The organism is Duganella sp. CF517 (genome assembly GCF_900110275.1).
Lineage (GTDB): Bacteria > Pseudomonadota > Gammaproteobacteria > Burkholderiales > Burkholderiaceae_D > Rugamonas.
In genome coordinates this window covers 823,024-844,323 of record NZ_FODC01000003.1, presented here as the reverse complement: position 1 = coordinate 844,323, position 21,300 = coordinate 823,024, and the positions used below count along the sequence as shown (strand labels likewise).

Genomic DNA, 21,300 nt, shown 5'->3' with positions numbered 1-21,300 from the left:
CGCTTGGCGCCTCAGGCTGGCTCGGCGTGCTCCACCAACAGTTGCACTTTTGTCACGCCATTGTATTCATTGGCGTCCAGGCGGAAGGCGACCTTGGCCCGCTCGCCCAGCGAATCGACGTGGCCGAACCAGATGGCGTCGTAGCGGGCGCCGTTCTTTTCCAGCAGCAGTTTGAGGTGGCGCTCTTTCAAGATGCGCTGGCTGACCACGCGGAATTCGTCGCAAAACACCGGCGGTGCGAAGCCCTGGCCCCACACCTGGCCGGCCATCAGGTCGATGAAGGAGGTGGTGTAGTAGGCGTCCTCCAGCGGGCCGTCGGTCTCGACGATGCGCTCGAGCTGCTGCTTGCTCAGCCATGCCTGGCCCACTTCCTCGAAGGCGGCGGCGAAGGCGTCGAAGGCGTCGGCGCGCAGGGTCAGGCCGGCCGCCATCGCGTGGCCGCCGAATTTGTCGATCAGGCTCGGGGCCTTCTTGTAGACCAGGTCGAGCGCGTCGCGCAGGTGGAAGCCGGGGATGGAGCGGCCCGACCCCTTGATCCAGCCGTCGGCGCCGGGCGCGAAGGTGATCGTCGGGCGGAAGAATTTTTCCTTGAGCCGCGAGGCGACGATGCCGATCACGCCCTGGTGCCACGATTCGTCGAACACGCAGATGGTGCTGCTGTTGGCCGGTTCGAAGGTGTCGAGGTGCAGCAGCGCGGTGTCCTGCATTTCGGCCTCGATCTCGCGCCGTTTCAGGTTGATCTCGTTGAGGCGCTGCGCCAGTTCCCAGGCGCGGCCCTCGTCGTCGGTGATCAGGCATTCGATCCCGAGCGACATGTCTTCCAGGCGGCCGGCGGCGTTCAGGCGCGGGCCGAGCGCGAAACCGAGGTCGAACGGGCTGGCGGTGCGCGGCTCGCGCCCGGCCACGCGGAACAGCGCGGCCACGCCGGCGTGCATGCGGCCGGCGCGCATGCGCTTGAGCCCTTGCGCCACCAGGATGCGGTTGTTCGGGTCCAGCCGCACCACGTCGGCGACGGTGCCCAGCGCCACCAGGTCGAGCAGGTTGTCCAGCTTGGGCTGCGGCTGCGTCTCGTAGGCGCCGCGCTTGCGGAACTCGGCGCGCAAGGCCAGCAGCACGTAGAACACCACGCCGACGCCGGCGATATGTTTGCTCGGGAAGCCGCATTCTGGCTGGTTCGGGTTGACGATCACGCGCGCGGCGGGCAGCGTGTCGGCCGGCAGGTGGTGGTCGGTGACCACCACCTCGATGCCGCGCCGGTTGGCTTCGGCCACGCCGTCGATGCTGGCGATGCCGTTGTCGACGGTGATGATGATGTCGGGCTGCTTCTCGCGCGCGGTCAGCTCCACGATCTCCGGCGTCAGGCCGTAGCCGTACTCGAAGCGGTTGGGAACGATGAAGTCGATGTTGGCGCCCATGGCGCGCAGCCCGCGCAGCGCCACCGCGCAGGCGGTGGCGCCGTCGCAGTCGTAGTCGGCGACGATGACCATGCGCTTGCCGGCGGCGATGGCGTCGGCCAGGAAGACGGCCGCCGCGCCGATGTGCAGCAGCCCCGAAGGCGGGATCATCGCCGCCAGCTCGCTCGACAAATCCTTGATGTCGGTCAGGCCGCGCGCCGCGTACAGGCGCGCCAGCACCGGGTGGATGCCCCCCTGGCGCAGCATTTCGGATTCTCGGTAAGGGTAGGGACGGGTGGCGATACGGGTCATGTGCGGACGGTGCTCAATAAAGTGTTCAGGTTCTGCTGGCGCCAGAATTTGCGCTGGGCGAGCTTGGTGCTCGATACCGTCATCCAGCCGTGACGGTGGCTCAGCACCAGGGTGACGCGGCCGATGCGGCCATCCTTCAGCGCCGCCAGCAGCGGCGCGAACCACTCCTGTTCCAGGCGCTGTACGCGGGCCAGCCAGTCGGCCCAGTCGCCGGTTTGCGCCGACGGGATCAGTTCCGCCAGCACGGCGGTGGCGGCGGCGCCGTCGCGCGCATCGGCGATCAGCCGCGCCGCCTCCGGCTCGCGCCGTCCGGGCGCGGCCAGCGCCTGCATCCACGACGGCGCGCCGGCGCCGGCCACCCACAACGGCAGCGCCGCCGGCGTGACAGGCGCGGAGCCGCCCCACAGCCAGAACGAGTTGACCTGTTGCAGGCCGCGTTCATGGCGCGCTTCGTTGACCGGGTGTTCGTGCCACAGCATCTGGATCTCGTTTTGCAGCTTGCGGTAGTCGCGCGCACGTTCGCCCTCCGGCACCCAGTCGCTGATGTACTGGGTGGTGGCGGCGTCCGGCGAGGCGGTGCGCAGGCCGGACCAATCGTCCGCGCGGGCGAACCACAGTCCCGGCGTGGCGTACAGCAGCGGCTTGCCCAGCTCCTCGAAGTAGGGGCGGGCGAGGTCGTACAGGCCGCGCGATTCGTCCTCGGTCAGTTGCAGCGCGCGCGGGTCCGACAGCAGCGAGTGCGTGCGCGAGATCTGGATATTGGCCGGCTGCACGATGAACCAGTGGCCGCTGGCCGCCGCGGCCGCGAGCTCCGGGCCGCAACCACGCATGGCGGCGGTGGCCACCGGGGCGCCGGTGTCCGGGCGCTCGGGCGCCGGCGCCAGGCCGAGCGCGTGGCTGAGCCACGCTTCATGCGGTAGCACGCGGCTGTTGTTGTCAAAAACGGTGGTGTTGGCATCGCTGTGGCGCGCTATCAGCGCCGCCAGGGCGGGTGTTTGCAGGGCGCGGAGCAGGTCGCGGGCCATTTCCTGCGGGGGCAGGGCGTACGGCAGAACAAGGGTGATTTCAGTCATCCCGAGATTGTAGGGCATTGCGGCGGGGGCCGAAAAAATCTTTCAAGCAAAGTCGGGCCGAAGTTGTCAAGTTTAAAATACAACATTCCGAAAGGATATTGAAAAGAAAATCACGAACATGGATAAATATCAATTGTCCGAAATCAAATTTATATGTAATATGGGCAACTTAGATGATTTGCAGGCATCACTTAACGTCCGTGTATGCCTTCGCGTGCCGCGCCGCTGACCACCTTAACCATGTGACAGCAGCCGTTCAGCTCCCTCAATTTTTAGAAGAATACGAAGGCTTTACGACATGAGTTCGATCAACCTTGCTACCTCTATTCACATTTGCGAAGATACCGAAGGTACTTACGATGTGCGAGACATTCTGACCGCGGCGGGCTACGCGGCAAGCGCCTCACTCAATGTGAGCGCCATGTACGTTGTGCTGCCGGACGGCACCACGTCGACCAAGAACACCCCGCTGTTCGGCAAGGTCGATGCGGACACCGTCTATATCCGTCCGGGACAATGGCACGCCGATTACAACGGCCAGTTCACCACCATCGAATTCGTCGTGGACCAGGGCGGCGGCAATACCGTGACCATGACCCTGCAAGTGATCGTCGATCCGGTCAACGACGCGCCCACCGCCGCCAACAAAACCTTTAATCTTGACAACGGCAACGCCGTGGTGCTGTCGCAAAACGACTTCGGCTTCGTCGACGCCGTCGAGCACGACGCGTTCCAGTCCGTCATCATCACTTCACTGCCGACCGCCGGCAAATTGCTGCTCAACGGCGTGGCCGTCGCCGCCAACACCGAAGTGTCGGCCGCCGACATCGCCGCCGGCAAGCTCGCCTTCGAGCCGAGCCAGAGCACCTCCGGCAGTTTCGACATCGGCTTCAAGGTCCGCGACGCGGGCGGCCTGGTCGGCTGCAACGCCGCCGACACCAGCGCCACGCCTAACTACCTGACGTTCAAGGTACCGCCCGCCCATCTGGGCGACTTCGTCTGGGAAGACGGCAACGGCAATGGCGTGCAGGACGCCGGCGAGGCGGGCATCGGCAATGTCGTGGTCGAGCTCAAGGACGGCGCGGGCACCGTGGTCGCCAGCACCACCACCGACGCCACCGGTAAATACCACTTCGACGTCGACGCCGGCACCTACTCGGTGTCGGTCAAGGCGCCGGCCGGCTTCAAACCGGTCGGCCAGGACCTGGGCGGCGACGACGCCACCGACAGCGACATCGACGCCGCCGGCAACACCGGCCCGATCGCGCTGGCCCCGGGCGAGACCAACAACAAGGCCGACGCCGGCCTGTACCGCGCGGCGTCGCTGGGCGACACCGTCTGGTACGACGCCAACCGCAACGGCACCCAGGACGCCGGCGAGGCGGGCGTGGCCGGCGTGCGTGTCACCTTGCTCGACGCCAACGGCAATCCGGTCGGCGCCGCCGTCAGCACCGACGCCAACGGCCACTACCAGTTCACCGACCTCAAGCCCGGCACCTACAGCGTGCAGTTCGACCAGGCCAGCCTGCCGGCGCACCACCTGTTCACCGCGCCGGGCCAGGGCGCCGACGCGGCCACAGATTCGAACGCCGACGCCACCGGCCGCACCACCCAGGTGACCCTGGCCTCCGGCGAGAACAACCAGACCGTCGACGCCGGCATCGTCGCCGAGCGCGCCACCCTGGGCGACCGGGTGTGGGAAGACAGCAACGGCAACGGCGTGCAGGACGCCGGCGAAGCCGGCCTGGTCGGCGTCAACGTCGAGTTGCGCGACGCCGGCGGCAACGTGGTCGCCACCACCACCACCGGCGCCGACGGCAACTACAGCTTCACCGTCGATGCCGGCCAGTACCAGATCGCCGTCACCGCGCCGGCCGGCATGACCGTCACCGGCCAGAACGCCGGCGGCAACACGGCCACCGACAGCAATATCGACGCGACCGGCCAGAGCGGCCTGGTCACGCTGACCCCGGGCCAGGTCGACAACACCATCGACGCCGGCCTGTACCGCGCCGCCTCGCTGGGCGACCGCGTCTGGCTCGACGCCAACCGCAACGGCGTGCAGGACGCCGGCGAAGCGGGCGTGGCCGGCGTCAAGGTCACCTTGCTCGACGCCAGCGGCAAGCCGGTCGGCGCCAGCGCCACCACCGACGCCAACGGCGGCTACAGCTTCACCAATCTCAAGCCGGGCACCTACAGCGTGCAGTTCGACAAGGCCACCTTGCCGGCCGGCCATACCTTCACCACCGCCGACCAGGGCGGTAACGACGCGGCCGACTCCGACGCCAACGCCGGCACCGGCGCCACCGCCCAGGTGACCCTGGTCTCGGGCGCCAACAACACCGACCTCGACGCCGGCGTGGTCGTGGTCCAGGCCAAGCTGGGCGACACCGTCTGGGAAGACAAGAACGCCAACGGGGTACAGGACAGCGGCGAGGCGGGCATCGGCAACGTGACCGTCGAGCTCAAGGACGCCAGCGGCAACGTGGTGCAAACCACCAGCACCGACGCCGCCGGCCGTTACAACTTCACCGCCGACCCCGGCAGCTACACCGTCTCGGTCAAGGCGCCGGCCGGTTATGTGTTCACCGGCAAGGATGCCGGCGCGGACGACGCCAAGGACAGCGATGTCGGCGCCACCGGCCAGAGCGACACCATCGTGCTGAAGGCGGGCGAGGTCAACAACACCATCGATGCCGGCCTGTACAAGACCGCCGCCGTGGGCGACCGCGTCTGGCTCGACACCAACAAGAACGGCGTGCAGGACAGCGGCGAAGCGGGCGTCTGCAACGTCAAGGTCAGCCTGTTCGATGCCGACGGCAAGCAGGTCGGCGCCAGCGTCACCACCGACGCCAACGGCAACTACCAGTTCTCGGGCCTCAAGCCGGGCAACTACAGCGTCGTGTTCGACAAGGCGAGCTTGCCGGAGGGCATGGCCTTCACCAGCGCCAACCAGGGCGGCAACGACGCCGTCGACTCGGACGTCAACGCCGCCGGCCGCTCGCACACCTTCACCCTGGCCTCGGGCCAGGTCGACAAGACCGTCGACGCCGGCGTCGTGGCGGCCGCCACCATCGGCGACCGCGTCTGGCTCGACAACAACGGCAACGGCCTGCAGGACGGCGGCGAAGCGGGTAAATCCGGCGTCACCGTCGAATTGCGCGACACCGCCGGCAAGGTGCTCAAGACCACCACCACCGACAACAACGGCAACTACAAGTTCAGCGTCGAGGCGGGCACCTACGCGGTCGCCATCAAAACCCCGACCGGCTACACCGTCACCGCCCAGGACGTCGGCGCCAACAACGACATCGACAGCGACGCCAACGCCAGTGGCAACCTCGGCACCGTGACCGTCGCGGCCGGCCAGAACGTCACCAACATGGACGCCGGCCTTTATCAGAAGGGCAGCATCGGCGACAAGGTCTGGTTCGATACCAACGGCGACGGCGTCCAGCAAAGCGGCGAAGCCGGCGCCAAGGGCGTGGGCGTGACCTTGTACAACGAGAAAAACGTGGCGGTCGGCACCACCACCACCGACGCCAGCGGCCTGTACTCGTTCAACGACCTCGGTCCCGGCAAGTATTCGGTCAAGTTCGCGGCGGTCGACGGCTATCTGTTCACCAAGCAGAACCAGGGCAGCAACGATAGCCTCGACTCGGACGTGGACGCCACCGGAAAAAGCGGCCAGATCACGCTGGCCTCCGGCGTCAACGACAAGACCCATGACGCCGGCCTGGTCAAGGCCGCCAGCATCGGCGACACCATCTGGGAAGACGTCAACTACAACGGCCTGCAGGACGCGGGCGAGCGTGGCGTCGACGGGGTCACCGTCAAATTGTACGACGCCAATAACGTGCTCAAGCAGACCGTGGTCACCGCCAACGGCGGCAAGTACCTGTTCGACGGCCTGCAGTCGGGCAATTACCAGGTCGAAGTGGTCAAAAGCACCGGCTGGTTCTTCACCAAGGCCGACGCCGGCGACTACACCAAAGATTCGGATGTCACCAGCGCCAGCGGCAACACCGGCCGCACCGACACCATCAACCTGGCCACCGGCGAACAGCTGCGCACGGTCGACGCGGGCATCTACCGCAAGGCCAGCATCGGCGACAAGGTCTGGCGCGACGCCAACCACAACGGCGTGCAGGACAGTGGCGAGGAGGGCATCGGCGGCATCACCGTGTCGCTGTACAACACCGCCAACACCAAACTGGCCACGGTCAAGACCGACGTCAACGGCAACTACAAGTTCGCGGACTTGACGCCGGGCAACTATTACCTGGTGTTCGACAAGTCCAACGTCATCTTCAAGAACTACAACATGAATGACTGGAAGTGGGGCGTGAAGAACACCGGCGGCAACGACGCCATCGATTCGGACGTCAACGGCGACATGGTTTCCAAGGTCAACGTCACCAAGACCGACACCATCAACCTGAGCTCGGGCGAAAACGACATGAGCTGGGACGCCGGCATCACGCCGATCGCCATCGACCTGAACGGCGACGGCATCCACACCATCGCCCGTGGCGACATGCAGGGCAGTTTCGACCTGCTGGGCAGCGGCAAGGCGATCCAGTCGGGCTGGCTGTCCAAGGGCGACGGTTTCCTGGCGGTCGACAGCAACGGCAACGGCAGCATCGACAACATCAGCGAACTGTTCGGCGGCACCGGCAAGGGCTCGGGCTTCGCCAAGCTGGCCAGCTACGACAGCAACGGCGACGGCGTGGTCAACGCCTCGGACGCGCTGTTCGGCAGCCTGCTGATCTGGCAGGACGCCAACAGCGACGGCAAGACCGACGCCGGCGAGCTGGTGTCGCTGAAGGCGGCCGGCGTGGCGAGCCTGAACGTGGGCTACACCGAACTGCCGTTCCTCGATGCCAACAACAACCTGCATCTGGAGCGCAGCAGCGTGACCATGAGCAATGGCAAAACCGCCGACATGACCGACGTCTACTTCAACGTCGCCGCGGCCGACGCGGCGGCGGCCGGCGTGACCCTGCCGAGCATGGCCGACCTGATGGCCGAGGGCGCGCAGGCGGTTCAACTGGTGGGTCAAAGCCAGCAGTGCCAGATCGAGTTCGCATAACTTTGGTTCAGTTTCTCCCTAAGCATTAAAACGACATTTACTTTATAGAAGAAAAAATATCATGCAAATCAAATTCAACGCCATCAAAGCAGCCGTCTTCGCCGTCTCCGTCGCCTTCTCGGGCGCCGCCTTCGCCGGCCAGACCTACAACTCCAACCCTATCATCGGCGCCGGCGGCCTGGTGGTCAACTTCGACGGTCAGAACTTCAACGGCACGCCTTTCGTCGGCATTCCGGTCATCGAGCTGACCAACACCGTCAACGCCCAGGACAGCTTCCTGGCGTTCTGCATCCAGCCCTACACCGATTTGCAGTCGCACACCGTCTACACCGGCGCCGCCGCCAAGCTGACGGACAATGTCAAGGCGCTGTACGAAACCTCGTACGCCAGCGCCATCAAAGACACCGACAGCCAGAAGGCGTTCCAGCTGGCGCTGTGGGAATTGGTCGCCGATGACGGCAATATCTACGACAACGGCGGCTCGCAGTACTTCGTCAGCGGTGCCGATTCGAGCGCCGACGCCGCCTTCAAGATGCTGGACCTGGCATCCAAGCACACCGTGCTGAGCAATACTTACACCTACACCAGCTTCACCGGCGTCGGTTCCAACGGCCTGGCGTCGCAGGAACTGCTGGGCGTGCAGATGGCCGCACCGGTGCCGGAAGCGAGCACCTGGGCGATGCTGGGCCTGGGCCTGGGCCTGGTCGGCTTCATGGGCCGCCGCAAGTCGGGCCAGAACCCGAAGTTCGCCTGATAGCCTGACCGTCGCGCCGCCGCCGTACCGGGCGGCGCGACGATTTGTCGGCGCCGCTATGGCGTTTCACCCATGAAATGCTATTTGTATGGCAAACTTCGGGCTCACTTCAGTTGATCGCCCCGTTAGCCCATGAGCATAGTCAAGAATTTACCGTTTGAATGGCTGGTCGGCCTGCGCTACACGCGCGCCGGCAAGCGTAGCGGCCGCAATAGTTTTATCTCCTTCATTTCGCTGATTTCCATGGCCGGCATCGGCCTGGGCACGGCCGCGCTGATCGTGGTGCTGTCGGTGATGAACGGCTTCGAAAAGGAAGTGACCACCCGCATGCTGTCGGTGCTGGCGCACGTCGAGGTGTTCGACCTGCGCGGCGCGATGCCGGACTGGGAGCAGCGCGCGCGCCAGGCCGCCGCCAATCCGCAGGTGCGCGCCGCCGCGCCGTTTGTCGAAACCGAGGGCATGCTGATCCGCGACGACATCCTGCGGCCGTCGGTGGTGCGCGGCGTACTGCCGTCGGCCGAGAAGAACGTTTCCGAGGTCGGCGAGCGCATGCGCGAGGGCAGCCTCGACACGCTTAAACCGGGACAATTCAACGTCGTGCTGGGCGCCGAGCTGGCCAGGGCGCTGAAAGTCAAGGTCGGACAGACCGTGACGCTGGCGCGGGCGCAAGCGCCGGGCGCGGGCGGCGCCATGCAGCCGCGCGTGCGGTCGCTGACCGTGAGCGGCATCTTCGAGGTCGGCCACAACCAGTTCGACTCCGGCCTGGCCTTCATCAATATCAGCGACGCTGAGCAGCTGGCGGGGGTGGCCGCGCCGTCCGGCCTGCGCCTGCGCCTGGCCGACATGCAGCGCGCGCCCGAGGTGGCGCGCCAGTTGAAGCAGTCGATGCCGGGCGATTTGTTCATGCGCGACTGGACCAGCGCCAATTCGACCTGGTTTGCCGCTGTGAAAAGCCAGAAGAACATGATGTTCATCATCCTGACCATGATTATCGCGGTCGCCGCCTTCAACCTGGTGGCCACCTTGGTGATGACGGTGACCGACAAGCAGGCCGACATCGCCATCCTGCGCACCTTGGGCGCCTCGCCGGCGTCGATCATGAAGATTTTCATGATCCAGGGCGGGCTGACGGGGGTGCTGGGCACCGGCTTCGGCATCGCGCTGGGTTCGGTGCTGGCGCTCAACGTCCACATCATCGTGCCGTTCATCGAGGGGCTGTTCGGCATGCATTTCCTGTCCAAGGATATTTATCTGATCAGCTCGGTGCCCTCGGACCTGCGCCTGTCCGATGTCACGCGGATCGGCGTGATCTCGGTGCTGCTGGCGTTCGTGGCGACGATCTACCCGAGCTGGCGCGGCGCGCGCGTCAAGCCGGCCCAGGCGCTGCGCTACGAGTGAGGCGCATCGACGCCGGCTGTGTGCCGCCCCGCACGCATGGAACGCTATTTATATGGCAAACTGCTGACTTCGCCGATTTTGTCCGCTGGAACACATGAGTATCATTAAGAATCTACCGTTTGAATGGCTGGTCGGCCTGCGCTATACGCGCGCCGGCAAGCGCAGCGGGCGCAATAGCTTTATCTCGTTTATCTCGCTGATTTCGATGGCCGGCATCGGCCTGGGCGTGGCCGCGCTGATCGTGGTGCTGTCCGTGATGAACGGCTTCCAGAAGGACGTGACGGGGCGCATGCTGTCGGTGCTGGCCCACGTGGAAGTGTTCGACGGGCGCGGCTCGATGCCGAATTGGCAGGCCGCCGCCGCCGAGGCCCGCAAGAATCCGGAGGTGATCGGCACCGCGCCGTTCGCCGAGACGCAGGGCATGCTGGTGCGCGACGACATCCTGCGCCCGGCCATCATCCGCGGCGTGCTGCCGGAGCAGGAGCCGAACGTCTCCGATGTCGCCAAGCAGACCCGCAGGGGCGATTTCAACGCGCTGCAGCCGGGCGCCTACAACATCGTGCTCGGGATCGACCTGGCGCGCGCGTTGCGCGTCAACCTCGGCGAGAAGGTCACCCTGGCGCTGGCCCAGGGCCAGGCCACGCCCGCCGGCGTGCTGCCGCGCATGCGCTCCTTCAATGTGGTCGGCATCTTCGAGGCGGGCCACAACGAGTTCGATTCCGCGTTCGCCTTCGTGCACCTGACCGACGCCGAAAAGCTGCTGCGCCTGGACGCGCCGGCCGGCCTGCGCTTGCGCCTGTCCGACATGCACCGCGCGCCGCAGGTGGCGCTGGACCTCAAGCGCACCATGTCGGGCGACCTGACCATGCGCGACTGGTCCAAACTCAACGCCACCTGGTTCGCCGCCGTGCAGACCGAAAAGCGCATGATGTTCATCATCCTGACGTTGATCATCGCGGTCGCCGCCTTCAACCTGGTCTCCACGCTGGTGATGACGGTGACCGACAAGCAGGCCGATATCGCCATCCTGCGCACCCTGGGCGCCTCGCCGCGGTCGATCATGAAGATCTTCATGATCCAGGGCGCGCTGGTGGGCATCCTCGGCACCATTCTGGGCGTGGCCGGCGGCGTGCTGGTGGCGCTCAACATCGACGTCATCGTGCCGTTTATCGAACATTTATTAGGAGTGCAGTTCTTGTCCAAGGATATCTACTACATCAGCGTCGTGCCGTCGGACATGCGCTGGCCGGACGTTTTCAAGATCGGCGGCGTGGCCGTGGTACTGGCGTTCGTCGCCACGATCTACCCAAGCTGGTGGGCAGCCCGCGTCAAACCTGCGGAGGCGTTGCGCTATGAGTGATCCAATGACCAACCCGGCGACCAAGCCGACGACCAATCCGGAACCGGTGGTCCTGTCCTGCCGCAACCTGGGCAAGACCTTCACGCAGGGCAGCTATTCGGTCAAGGTGCTGGGCGGGATCGACATCGACGTGCGGCGCGGCGAACGTGTCGCCATCGTCGGCGCCTCGGGCTCGGGCAAATCGACCTTGCTGCATCTGCTGGGCGGCCTCGATACGCCGACCACGGGCAGCGTGACTTTGCTGGGCAAGGACTTCGCCACGCTCAACGAATCGGCGCGCGGCGACCTGCGCAACGCCTCGCTGGGCTTCGTCTACCAGTTCCACCACCTGCTGCCGGAGTTCTCCGCGCTGGACAACGTCGGCATGCCGCTGATGATACGGCGCGTTAAACGCAGCGACGCCACCAGCGCGGCGCAGCAAATCCTGGCCCGCGTGAATCTGGCCAAGCGCGTGACGCACGTGCCGGGCGAGTTGTCCGGTGGCGAACGTCAGCGGGTGGCGCTGGCGCGCGCGCTGGTCACGCAGCCCGCCTGCGTGCTGGCCGATGAACCGACCGGCAACCTCGATCACGCCACCGCGCAGCAGATTTTCGACCTGATGCTGGAGCTGTCGCGCACCTTGGGCACGGCCTTCGTTATCGTCACCCACGACATCGAACTGGCGCGCCGCTGCGACCGCGTGCTGCGCCTGACCGACGAAGGCTTGAAGCCCTACCAGGACTGACATCATGTGGATCGACACCCACTGCCACCTCGACGCCCACGAATTCGGCAACGAATCCGTCGAACAGGCGCGCAAGGCGGGGGCGCAGGGTGTCGGCATGATCGTGATCCCGGCGGTGGAAACGGCCAACTTTTCCATCGTCGCGCAATTGGCGGCCAGCGTCGATAACGGCTGCTACGCGCTCGGCATCCACCCGATCTATGTGCCGAACGCGAAGGAAGACGACTTGCGCGTGCTGCGCGGGCAGGTCGAGGCGGCGCTGGCCGACCAGCGCTTCGTCGCCTTGGGCGAGATCGGCCTGGACTTTTTCATCCCCATGTTGACCGAGCCGGCGATGCGCGAGAAGCAGATCTTCTTCTTCCGCGAACAGCTCAAGATCGCCCGCGACTTCGAGTTGCCGGTGCTGATGCATGTGCGCCGCTCGCAGGACGTGGTGCTCAAGCACGCGCGCCAGATCCGGCCCGCCGGCGGCATCGCGCACGCCTTCAACGGCAGCTTCCAGCAGGCCCAGGGCTATATCGACCTCGGATTCAAGCTCGGTTTCGGCGGCGCCATGACGTTTACGCGCGCGCTGCAGATACGCCGCATGGCCGCCGAGCTGCCGCTCGACGCGATCGTGCTGGAGACCGACGCGCCGGATATTTCGCCCAGCTGGATCCACCCGGGCCGTAACAGCCCCGATCAAATACCGCGCATTGGCGCCGTGCTGGCCGAATTGCGCGGCATTTCCGTGGAGGAGGTCGCATCGACGACCACGGCCAACGCCAAGTCGGCGTTGTCACGAATGATAGTTTCTTAGGTGATAATTGATGTTGTGACATTTGGATAGAATTAATGATGAGTTGGCAGTGCATAATCGCCAATATTTGCCTGTACCAACTCACGGATATCCATATGAAACCAGACGTTCGCCTCGCCGCCGCCCTCCTGTTTGTTCCCGTTATGTGCTTCGCCGATACGAGCGAGGTCTCCGAGCGCCAGATCAACGTGCCGAAGTGCACGACGCCTGCGGCCAAGGTCGTCTTCACCGAATTCAAATGCAAATCCGCCGACTGCTCGTCGGGCGCCGGCCAGCAGGACCCGCGCCAGTACCGCTGGTGGGAGCGTTCGGGTACGGTGGCGCAGCCGAGTTACACGGGCGTGGGCACCGGCATGACCGAGATGCTGGCCACCGCGCTGACGCAGACCGGCTGCTTCGACGTGCAGGAGCGCGCCGAAATGGAAGAAATCAACAAGGAGCTGGCGCTGATCGGCAAGAAGGTCGAAGCCGAAGCGGCCGACTACATGATCACCGGCTCGATCACGTCGCTCGGCTTTGAGCAAAGCTCGACCGGCCTGGGTGGCCTGAGTTTCCTCAAAGGCCCGCTGAGCATGCTCGCCGGTGCGGTCGATTACAAAAAGTCCAAGGTGCACATGAACATGGACATCCGCGTGGTCGATGTTCGCCGCGCCAAGATCATCGCCTCCAAGACCTTCCAGGCCAACAATGAGAAGACCGGCTTCGGCGTCTCGGCAATGGGCTGGGGCGGCGGCACCGGGCTCGGCGGCAATCACGCCAGCATCAGCGGCTCGCCGCTGGAAGAAGTGGCGCGCGACCTGCTGGTGAAATCGACGTCGTTCCTGACCGAGACCATCGCCGCGAAAAACATCAATGAGCGCATCGCGGTGAAGGCGACCGACGTTTCTCCGAAATAAGCGTTACATTTTCTTCAGCCAGTAGCGAGCGCCGGCAGGGTTATTCCTGCCGGCGTTTTTGATTGTTTTTCCTGCACCGGAATGAAGGTCGCGTGCGAGCCTCTCGACGCGCTGGTATTGATTGGGTGATAGCTGCAGGAGTGAATCCGATCATTTTGCCGTTTTGGCTGAGCGACTATGCGGACCACTCGGCAGACAGCCTTTCATTGATTCGTATCAAAAACCGCATCGACGATGCTTAACGGCGCGGAGAGCTTGCATAGTATCGCTCTGTCGGCCGGACGGGCTGGCCGAATGCTCTAATGCGAGGGCGACGTACTGGCGGGGTAGCGATGCGATTGGCGATGATCGGCTTTGCGGCGGGGGCGGCGTTCATGCAAACGCAAGCGTTTCTACCTGTCGTCTCCATCATTGCGTGGGCCGCAGGTATTTTATCAATCTGGCTGGCGTTATGGCACGTGGTGTTCAAGTGCAAATTTCTCGCCGATGGGAAATTCCGCTATCAGACCTTGCGCGCCGTGCATGGTTTACTGGTCGGCGCCATTGTCGGGTTCTATTGGGCGGCCTGGCTGGCGCACGGGGCGCTGTCCTCGCAACTGGCAAGCGCGGACGAGGGCCGGGATTTTACGGTCATTGGTACCGTCGACAACTTACCCTATCGTTTCGCGCAGGGCGTGCGCTTCAATTTCGCGGTGGAGCGCGTACTGGATGGAAGCGGCGGGGCGCAGGCGACGATGCCTGGGCCCTCGCCGGTCCCGCCGCGTATTGCGCTGTCCTGGTATTCAGGCTTTCGCGATCAGATTACGCAAGTCGGCGACGTGCAGCCGGGTGAGCGCTGGCAGCTCACGGTGCGTCTTCAACGGCCGCATGGCAACGCCAACGAATATGGTTTCGATTACGAGGCATGGTTGCTGGAGCAGGGCGTGCGCGCGACCGGTTATGTGCGGCCGAACCAAGGCAACCGGCGTCTGGAGAGCTTTGTCTTCAGCGCCCGCAACGTCATCGAACATTGTCGCGCCGCGCTGCGGGCGAGGATTCTGGCGGCGCTTCCGGATAAACCGTACGCTGGCGTGATCGTCGCATTGGTCGTCGGCGACCAGCGCGGCATCGATCAAGCGGATTGGAAGGTCTTCACCAATACCGGTATCGGTCACCTTGTCAGCATCAGCGGATTGCACATCACAATGGTGGCGGGGTTGTTCGCGCTGATCGCCTTTACTTTGTGGCGGCATTCGTTTTTCACGCGTGCGCAGTTGCCGTTGATGCTGCCGGCGCAAAAGGTCGCGGCGCTGGTCGGCGCGACGGTGGCGTTGTTCTACGTGCTGCTGGCCGGCTTCGGGGTGCCGGCGCAGCGTACCCTGTACATGCTGATCGTAGTCGCCGTCGCGCTGTGGCTGAACCGCATCGCCAGCGTTTCGCATGTGCTGTGCACTGCGCTTGGCGTCGTGGTGCTGTTGGACCCGTGGGCGGTGTTGTGGCCGGGGTTTTGGCTGTCCTTCGGCGCGGTGGCCATCATTCTGTATTCCACTGTAGGCCGTACCGTGCTGCGGCCAGCCAGACCGGCGTCGGGCGACGTCGAACCGTCGCAGGCCGAGGCGCGGCCCATGCAGACGCTTGCTGCGCGGTGCTGGCAGGCCTTGCGCATTGGCGCGCACACCCAGTACGCCGTCACGCTTGGACTGGTGCCGCTGACGATGCTGCTGTTCGCGCAGGTGTCCGTCATCAGCCCGTTGGCGAACGCGGTGGCGATTCCGTTGATTAGTCTTGTCGTCACGCCGCTGGCGCTGGTCGGCAGCATGCTGCCGATGTCATTGGCAGGCTGGGTCCTCGGTGTGGCGCATCTGCTGGTCGAGTGGCTGACCATTTGCCTGCAATGGTTCAGCGCTTTGCGCTACGCGGTCTGGCGCGCGCCGACTCCGCCTTTGTGGTTGTTTTGCTGGGCGATGTTCGGCACCCTGTGGCTGCTCGCGCCGCGCGGGTGGCCGGCGCGCTGGCTTGGCCTGGCGACTTGGATACCGCTGCTGGCGGCCGAACCATCGCACCCGCAACCGGGCCGCATGACCGTGACCGCCTTCGATGTGGGGCAGGGCATGGCGCTGCTGATCGAAACCAGCCATCACCGTCTGCTTTACGATACGGGCCCGAGCTACGGCCCTGAGATCAACGCCGGCATCCGTGTCATCCTGCCGTATTTGAGGGCACGCGGTATTGCTTCGCTCAATGGCATGATCGTCAGCCACAGCGACATCGATCATGCCGGCGGGGCCTTGTCCGTGCTGGATGGATTGCCGGTCGATTGGGTGCTTGGATCGCTGATGCCCGATCATCCGATAGTGGCGGCGGCCCCGCGGCATGTGCAGTGCGCCGCCGGGCAGGCGTGGACGTGGGACGGTGTGCGCTTCGAGATACTGCATCCGCTGGCCGCCAGCTATGCGGACCACACGCTCAAACCCAACGCCCGCGGCTGCACGCTGAAGATCACCGCAGACGGCAAGTCGATGCTGCTGGCCGGCGATATCGAAGCCTTGCAAGAGTCGCAACTTGTCTCGCGCGATCGCGAACGGTTGCGTGCCGATGTCCTGCTGGCGCCACACCACGGCAGCGGCACCAGTTCGACCCCTGATTTTTTAAAGGCGGTGAACCCGCAGGCGGCCGTATTCCAGGTCGGCTACCGCAACCGCTACCAACATCCCAAACAGGAAGTCTACGACCGCTATGGGGAAGTGCACATCCAACGCTTGCGCACCGACCATTCGGGCGCCTTGACCGTCAGCTTCGGCCAGTCGATCGACATCGTCAGCTACCGTGAAACGCACGCCCGTTACTGGTATGGCCGCTGAATTAGAGCCTTCCCACCAGCCGTCGACCGCAACTGCCGTTACAATTGGCCGACAATAACTATACGGAGACCGCTTGTGAGCAAGCCCAAGCTGCATTTCGCCCATGCCAACAGCTACCCGGCGGGCGTGTACCGCCAGTTCTTCGAGCGCTTGAACGACCAATTCGACATCCAGGCGCTCGATATGCATGCGCATAACCCGAAGTACCCGGTCACCGACTGCTGGCCCCGGCTTGTGGACGAATACATCGCCGAGCTGACCGCGCGCTACACGGAACCGGTGATCCTGGTCGGACACTCCCTGGGCGGCATGCTGAGTCTATTGGTCGCCCACGCGCGGCCGGACCTGGTGCGCTGCGTCGTCATGCTCGACGCGCCGGTGGTCGCCGGATGGCGCGCGCTGGTCTGGCGCACCATCAAACTGGTTGGCAAGGCGTACGACGTCCCGCCGGCCAAATTTTCCAAGCGCCGCCGCAATGTGTGGCCGAGCGCCGCCGCCGCGTATGAGCATTTCGCCAGCAAGGATATCTTCGCCGCCTGGGCGCCGGGCGTGCTGACCGATTACATCGACAACGGCCTCAAACCGCACGCGGAAGGCGTCCAGCTGCGCTATACCCGCGAGGCCGAGACGGCGGTCTACGCCACCTTGCCCCATCATCTGCCGAAAATTGTTCGCGGGCGCTTCCCGGTGCCGATCGGCTTCATTGGCGGCACCGATTCGTGGGAAACCAGCCAATCCGGCCATGAACATACGCAGGCGCTGGTGGGCCGCCACTTCCGCCTGATCCCGGGCGGCCATCTGTTCCCGATGGAGACGCCGGCGGCGGCGGCCGACGCCACGGCCGACATGATCGCCGGTCTGCTGGACGAACAATCCACCGCCGGCGGCGCTAAAAAAGTTCTTAAAAACGGGGCTTTCGCGTAAAATCTCGTCCATTCGGCGCGGTAGCGCCCCCCGGCAATTTTAGGAATACCTTGCGATGACGATTAAAAGCGATAAATGGATACGCCGCATGGCGGAGCAGCATGGAATGATCGAGCCGTTCTTCCCGGATCAAGTGCGGGAACAGGATGGCCGCAAAGTCATCTCTTACGGCACTTCGTCGTATGGCTACGATATCCGCTGCGCCGACGAATTCAAGATCTTCACGAACATCAACAGCACCATCGTCGATCCGAAGAACTTCGATTCAAACTCCTTTGTCGACGTCAAGAGCGATGTCTGCATCATCCCGCCGAACTCCTTCGCGCTGGCCCGCACCATGGAATACTTCCGTATTCCGCGCAGCGTGCTGACCGTCTGCCTGGGTAAATCGACGTACGCGCGTTGCGGCATCATCGTCAACGTTACGCCGTTCGAGCCGGAATGGGAAGGCTACGTAACCCTGGAATTCTCCAACACGACGCCGCTGCCGGCAAAGATCTACGCCGGCGAGGGCTGCGCGCAGGTGCTGTTCTTCGAAAGCGATGAAGTGTGCGAAGTGTCGTACAAGGACCGCAATGGTAAATATCAGGGCCAGCGTGGCGTGACCTTGCCGAAAGCTTAAGGGGCGCGGAACACGTAATGAAATCAATAATCTTTTGCACGAGCTATATTCGGGACGCCGACGCATGGAAGACCCGATATCAGCGGTGGCTGGATTATTACCAGGATTTCCCGCTCGATGTAGTCAAAAGAGTCATGATCGACGATGGGTCGCCGTACCTGCCGCCAGCGGAGATCATCAAGACCGTATCCCATACCGCGCCCCTGGCATCGCTGGAAGACAAGAATTTAATCGTTCGGTTCGACGATAACCTGGGGCGGCAAAGTATCAAGGACTATCCGGGTTGGTGGCGCAGCTTTCTGCATTCGGTGGAGGTGGCGCGGGAACTGGGCGCCGATAAAATCATCCATATCGAATCGGATGCGTACATCTTGAGTCCACGGCTGCGCGATTTCATCGACCAGGCCAGCAGCGGATGGCATGTCCTCTGGACCGAGCATAATAATTTTCCTGAAACGGCGATCCAGGTGATTTGCCGCGATCAGTTCGAGGTTTTCGAAGACTTCAAGCGGAAAAACCCCACCTTGCATTTCCCCGACATGGCCGAGCACATGCTGCCGTTTACAGCGGTGAACAAGGAATTCAAGGGTGACCGCTACAGTGAGCTGAAGCGAAATCGCGGGATATTCAAATCGAAGAAGTTCAACTTTTTACCGATCTTCCAGTGGAACTTCTTCAAGGTGCAAGTTCCGGCGGACGCCGACTTCGTCACGCAGGGCGTGAGCAGCCAGCATCTGGAATACCGGCGTCACGGATAACGCGCTTACAGCTTCACCGGCAGGATCATCTCCACGCACAGGCCACCACCCGCACGGTTGGTGGCTTTTATACTTCCGCCGTGCGCTTCGATGACATGCTGGGCGATCGCCAGACCTAGTCCGTGGCCCTCGGTGCCGGCATTGGCGGAGCGGAAGAAGGGCTGGAAGATGGTTTCCAGATCGGCCGGCGCGACACCCGGTCCCCGGTCCAGCACGCGCACGCACAATTGGCGGGCATCGGGCAGCGACCGCACTTGCAGCTGTACTTCGCCCCCTTCGGCGCTGTGCTTGATGGCGTTGCGCACCACGTTTTCAATCGCGCGCCCCAGCAAATCCGCCTGCCCGACCACCAGCACATCGGCGTCGCCCTCGCGCACCACCGTGCGTTGCTGGCTGGCCGCCTCGTAACTGGCGTCGTCGGCGATCTGTTCCAGCAGATCGGCCATGCTGATTTCCTCCTGGCTGGCCTTGATCGCCCCTGCCTCCAGACGTGCGAGCGTCAGCAGCTCGCCCACCAGTTTGTCCATGCGCACGCTCTCGCGCTCGATACGCTCCATCGACGCGGCGATTTTGTCCGGCTGCTGGTGCGCCAGGCCGATCGCCGCCTGCAGCCGCGCCAGCGGCGAGCGCAGTTCGTGCGATACGTCGTGCAGCAGGCGTGTTTGGCCGTCGATCAAATTGCGCAGGCGCGCCGTCATGCGGTCGAAGTCGCGACCCAGGTCGTTCAGTTCCGTGAGGCTTTTGCCGGATGCGCTGACGAAGCGCGGCGCCAGGTCGCCCCCGGCGGCGGCGTCGAAAGCAGCCCGCAGCGCGCGGATCGGCCGCGAGAAATACCAGGCCAGCAGCACCGAGAACAGCAGGCTGGCGAAGATCGCGGCGGCAATCGGTACCCACGGCTTGAGCGGCTCGAATCGTGGCCCCATCGGCCCGCGCTGGCCTTGCATGCCTGGTCCGCCATAGGCGCGGTTGCCGTCCTGCGCCTGCCCCTGGGGCGGGGCGGCGCCATCGGGGGGCGGCCCGCCAGGAGCGCCAGGACCGCCAAAGCCGCCGCCCATGCGCCGGTCCTCGAACAGCATCTGCTGGCTTTTCAAGCCGGCGAGCAGTTGGCGCGATTCGCTGTCGAAGCCGCGCTGGCGTTCGGCCCACGGCAGGAACAGCATGTAGCGATTGCCCTGCGGGTCGTAGACCTGGCGCACCACGCGGCGCTTGCCGTCGTCCTTGAGCAGGGCGCGCGACTCGCGCAGCATGGCCGGACTGACGATGCGGCCCAGCATTTCGCGGCCTTCGTCGTCGACCGCGTAGACGCGCCGCCGGTCCATATTTTCCAGCATGCGCCGCAGGGCGTTGGTGCCGCCGTATTCCAGGGTGGCGGCGGCCGCGTTGATGGCGATTTCGGCCGGCGGGCTGGTGTCGATATCGGCGGGGGTGGCGTTTTGGCTGCGGTCCTTGAGCCAGATGCCACCGAGGACGCCGACGGTCGCCGTCATCTGTGCCAGCAGTATGCACACGAAGAACTTCCAGAACAGGCGGCCCACAGGCTACTCCTTGATCAGCTGGTAGCCAAGGCGGTAGACCGTTTGCAGGCAGGAGCGGCCGTCGGCGATGGTGCCGAGTTTATGGCGCAAGCTGCTCAGGTGGACGTCGATATTGCGGTCGAAGCGCGCCAGCGGGCGGCCCAAACCCTGTTCGGACAAGGTGTTCTTGCTGACCGGGCGTCCGGCGTTGCGCGCCAGGACTTCGAGCAGGTTAAATTCGGTGCTGGTCAGTTCGAGCTTGGCGCCGGCCCAAGCGGCGCGGCGCTGTTCCGGCCACATGGTCAGCTGGCCGACGTTGAGGGCGGCCGGTGTGCCGTTGTCGGTCGGTGCGCTTTGCGCCCGGCGCAGGATGGCGCGGATGCGGGCCGTCAGTTCGCGCGGCGTGCACGGCTTGGTGACGTAGTCGTCGGCGCCCAGTTCGAGGCCGACGATGCGGTCGGTGTCGTCGCCTCGGCCGGTGAGCATCAGGATCGGCAGCTGGCTGTTGGTGCGGATGCGGCGCAGCGTTTCCAGACCGTTCATGCGCGGCATCATCACGTCGAGGATGGCGATGGCGTACTGCCCGGTGGCCGCCTCGGCGGTGCCGGCTTCGCCATCGTGCACGGCTTTGACGTCGAAGCCTTCCTGCTCCAGATACTCCTGGAACATGCCTACCAGTTCGATGTCGTCGTCGATCAACAGTACTTTGCTCTTCATTGCCGCGCAATTCTTTCTATAAGGATCGTCAATCATACCAGCCGGGCAGGACCCTCCAGCCCACTTTTACGCCGATTTACAACGGCTTGCCCACGCGCAATTCGACCACGAATGCGGCCTTTA

At 64.4% G+C, this 21,300-nt stretch carries 15 protein-coding genes; 11 read left to right on the top strand and 4 right to left on the bottom strand.

Annotated elements, in window-relative coordinates; translation table 11 throughout:
• Positions 1-11 precede the first annotated feature (11 nt).
• Complete coding sequence (gene recJ, locus BMX85_RS15220; RefSeq protein WP_090319509.1) at positions 12-1,706, bottom strand: single-stranded-DNA-specific exonuclease RecJ; 1,695 nt, start codon at positions 1,704-1,706, stop codon at positions 12-14.
• Positions 1,703-2,779, bottom strand: a complete 1,077-nt coding sequence (locus tag BMX85_RS15215; protein WP_177196765.1) for a hypothetical protein — start codon at positions 2,777-2,779, stop codon at positions 1,703-1,705. The genes recJ and BMX85_RS15215 overlap by 4 nt, the downstream gene beginning before the upstream one ends.
• Before the next feature lie 421 nt (positions 2,780-3,200).
• Here BMX85_RS15215 and BMX85_RS15210 point away from each other — a divergent pair, with 421 nt between their 5' ends.
• The 11 genes from BMX85_RS15210 (at position 3,201) to BMX85_RS15160 (ending at position 18,946) form a co-directional block, all read left to right on the top strand.
• The gene (locus tag BMX85_RS15210) at positions 3,201-7,871 is read left to right on the top strand and encodes an SdrD B-like domain-containing protein (RefSeq protein ID WP_177196764.1); all 4,671 of its coding nucleotides are present in this window, start codon (positions 3,201-3,203) and stop codon (positions 7,869-7,871) included.
• Between the two features lie 61 nt (positions 7,872-7,932).
• A complete protein-coding gene (locus BMX85_RS15205) occupies positions 7,933-8,625 on the top strand; it encodes a PEP-CTERM sorting domain-containing protein (RefSeq protein ID WP_090319501.1) in 693 nt (230 codons plus the stop codon).
• A gap of 132 nt (positions 8,626-8,757) precedes the next feature.
• Complete coding sequence (locus BMX85_RS15200; protein WP_090319498.1) at positions 8,758-10,023, top strand: lipoprotein-releasing ABC transporter permease subunit; 1,266 nt, start codon at positions 8,758-8,760, stop codon at positions 10,021-10,023.
• A 94-nt stretch (positions 10,024-10,117) separates the two neighbouring features.
• Positions 10,118-11,383 carry a lipoprotein-releasing ABC transporter permease subunit gene (locus BMX85_RS15195; protein ID WP_090319495.1) on the top strand — a complete coding sequence of 422 codons (1,266 nt, stop codon included), beginning with the start codon at positions 10,118-10,120 and terminating at the stop codon, positions 11,381-11,383.
• Positions 11,376-12,107, top strand: a complete 732-nt coding sequence (gene lolD / locus BMX85_RS15190) for a lipoprotein-releasing ABC transporter ATP-binding protein LolD (RefSeq protein ID WP_229210474.1) — start codon at positions 11,376-11,378, stop codon at positions 12,105-12,107. Before BMX85_RS15195 ends, lolD begins: the two co-directional genes overlap by 8 nt.
• 4 nt (positions 12,108-12,111) lie before the next feature.
• Positions 12,112-12,906: a TatD family hydrolase gene (locus BMX85_RS15185; protein WP_090319488.1), complete on the top strand. Its 795-nt coding sequence runs from the start codon at positions 12,112-12,114 to the stop codon at positions 12,904-12,906.
• Between the two features lie 95 nt (positions 12,907-13,001).
• On the top strand, positions 13,002-13,802 hold the full coding sequence (locus tag BMX85_RS15180; RefSeq protein WP_090320140.1) for a CsgG/HfaB family protein: 801 nt from the start codon (positions 13,002-13,004) through the stop codon (positions 13,800-13,802).
• Between the two features lie 332 nt (positions 13,803-14,134).
• Entirely contained in the window at positions 14,135-16,642 is a 2,508-nt protein-coding gene (locus BMX85_RS15175) for a DNA internalization-related competence protein ComEC/Rec2 (RefSeq protein WP_090319485.1), read from the top strand.
• 75 nt (positions 16,643-16,717) lie between these two features.
• A complete protein-coding gene (locus tag BMX85_RS15170) occupies positions 16,718-17,566 on the top strand; it encodes an alpha/beta hydrolase (protein ID WP_090319482.1) in 849 nt (282 codons plus the stop codon).
• Positions 17,567-17,621: 55 nt separating this feature from the next.
• Positions 17,622-18,188, top strand: coding sequence for a dCTP deaminase (gene dcd, locus BMX85_RS15165; protein ID WP_090319479.1), 567 nt, complete (start codon positions 17,622-17,624; stop codon positions 18,186-18,188).
• Between the two features lie 17 nt (positions 18,189-18,205).
• Positions 18,206-18,946, top strand: coding sequence for a hypothetical protein (locus BMX85_RS15160; protein WP_143067985.1), 741 nt, complete (start codon positions 18,206-18,208; stop codon positions 18,944-18,946).
• Between the two features lie 5 nt (positions 18,947-18,951).
• Here BMX85_RS15160 and BMX85_RS15155 read toward each other — a convergent pair whose 3' ends face one another.
• Positions 18,952-20,481 (bottom strand): sensor histidine kinase, encoded by a 1,530-nt coding sequence (locus BMX85_RS15155; RefSeq protein WP_090319472.1) that lies wholly within the window; start codon positions 20,479-20,481, stop codon positions 18,952-18,954.
• A 3-nt stretch (positions 20,482-20,484) separates the two neighbouring features.
• Positions 20,485-21,177 carry a response regulator transcription factor gene (locus BMX85_RS15150; RefSeq protein WP_090319468.1) on the bottom strand — a complete coding sequence of 231 codons (693 nt, stop codon included), beginning with the start codon at positions 21,175-21,177 and terminating at the stop codon, positions 20,485-20,487.
• Positions 21,178-21,300: the final 123 nt, after the last annotated feature.